The organism is Clostridium luticellarii (assembly GCF_002995845.1).
In the GTDB taxonomy this organism is placed as follows: Bacteria; Bacillota; Clostridia; order Clostridiales; family Clostridiaceae; genus Clostridium_B; species Clostridium_B luticellarii.
Genome location: NZ_PVXP01000142.1, coordinates 1 through 1,830, shown reverse-complemented (window position 1 = coordinate 1,830; position 1,830 = coordinate 1). Strand labels below are relative to the sequence as shown.

Annotated in this window: 1 protein-coding gene; it reads left to right on the top strand. The window is 30.0% G+C overall.

Annotated elements, in window-relative coordinates:
- Positions 1 to 402: 402 nt before the first annotated feature.
- Positions 403 to 1,698: an IS110 family RNA-guided transposase gene (locus CLLU_RS18395; RefSeq protein WP_106011203.1), complete on the top strand. Its 1,296-nt coding sequence runs from the start codon at positions 403 to 405 to the stop codon at positions 1,696 to 1,698.
- The last annotated feature ends 132 nt before the right edge of the window (positions 1,699 to 1,830 follow it).

Below are 1,830 nucleotides of genomic sequence, written 5' to 3'. Positions count from 1 at the left end.
CCTCCTTGTATAATGTAGTCATAACATTTAATAGAAAGCTATCATAATTTCTAACGAACATTACAACTCATTTCTTTTAATATTATTCGAATTTTTTCTACCCGGTAGGGTTCACTTTTCTTATCTAAACTTAGTTTTCTATTTTTCCCTTAACGGGAATCCAAACTAGTAAATATTGTTGTATAATATCTCCTGAATAGAAGATAGATGTATTCCTCCTAGGAAGTGACTTAAATTAGTCACTAATACCTGTAAATGAGCGTATCATTCCATCAGTGAGAGTTCTATGTTTAGCTGGTTGGGTTTCCCTTTGGGAATTACCCGTGTCACAAACAAGGTTATAGAATTACTGATAAAAATGGAATATCTATTCTATCTAACAAAGTAAAGGAGACATTATTTATGAGTAAATTTTTTTATAGACCAACAGTTGGAATCGATGTATCAGCAGATTTTTCAGTAGTTGCCATACTGGCACCTAACGGTGAAGTTCACAGAAAGCCTTTTAAGATTAAACATAATAGAAATGGTTTTGATTACCTAGTAGATCAAATAAAAAAAGCGGAGAAAGAGTTTAACATGAAAACGGCAATTTTCATGGAATCTACTGGTGTATACCATCTTACTCTTTTCCACTTTCTTAAGGATACATTTGAAACATGTATCTTAAATCCACTCATTACTAATTGTAACAAGAATGGAGACATAAGAAAAGTGAAAAATGATAAAAAAGATGCATTAACCATTGCTAAAATAGGTAAATTTCAAAATGTTAAGTATTCTTCTGAATTTGACATTGAAATTTATACCTTAAAAGCTCTTTGCAGAGATTACTATAAGTTTACTGATAGTAAATCTACTTTTAAGAAAAAGCTTTCTACTGACTTAAGGGTTATTTTCCCTGGTTATAGCTCTGTTTTTTCAAACATTACTTGCAAAACATCAATAGCTATTTTAAAACAATATTCAAGTCCTGAATACATCTTAAATGCTGATAAAAATAAGCTTATAGAACTTATTTCTAACTGTTCAAGAAAAGGACTAGCACGTAGTGAAAAAATTTATAAAAAGCTTATTGATGCTGCTAAAGATGCTATTTATATTGGTCTTAAATCACCCAGTTTATTTGTAAAAATCACCAACACAATCTCAATAATAGAAGCATTAGAAATCCAACTCAAAAATCTATTAATTGAAATACATTCATTGATGAAAAGCAATAAACTTTCAGAAGAATTTAAGAAAAATATCCAGTTGATTTACTCAATACCCGGTGTCGGTGAATTAACTTCTGTCACAATAATGAGCGAAATAGGCAATATCAAAAGTTTTATTAAGCCTAAACATTTAGTTGCTTATTTTGGCATTGATCCTTCTGTTAATCAATCTGGTAAATTTAATAGTACTAGAAACACTATGTCTAAACGCGGTACCAAAATAGGCAGAAGAGCCTTATATGCGGTAGCATTAGCATCCATACGGACAAATAGGAACGGTCAGCCTATAAACAAAATTTTGCTTAGCTACTATAAAGAAAATCTAAATGGTAAAAGTAAAAAAGTAAGATTAGTATCAATAATGCACAAAATTGTTAACTATATATTCTCCGTTCTTAAGAACCAAAAGGAATATGAATTACGTGATCCTAAAATGCATGCTAAAATGTATCTTAAAAATCGCTTTACTACAGCAGCCTAACGGCTAAAAACTAAAAGTTCAACTGTCTTACAAATAATTCCATCGTTCGTATTTTTCAATGGATTATTTGTGATGCAATTTTTTACTCATAAATTTTTTTATAATTTCTATTGACTATTACTAGCTGGTCTC

Coding starts and splice junctions, on each gene's coding strand:
- CLLU_RS18395 (WP_106011203.1), top strand. CDS start 403: ATGAGTAAATTTTTTTATAGACCAACAGTTGGAATCGATGTATCAGCA.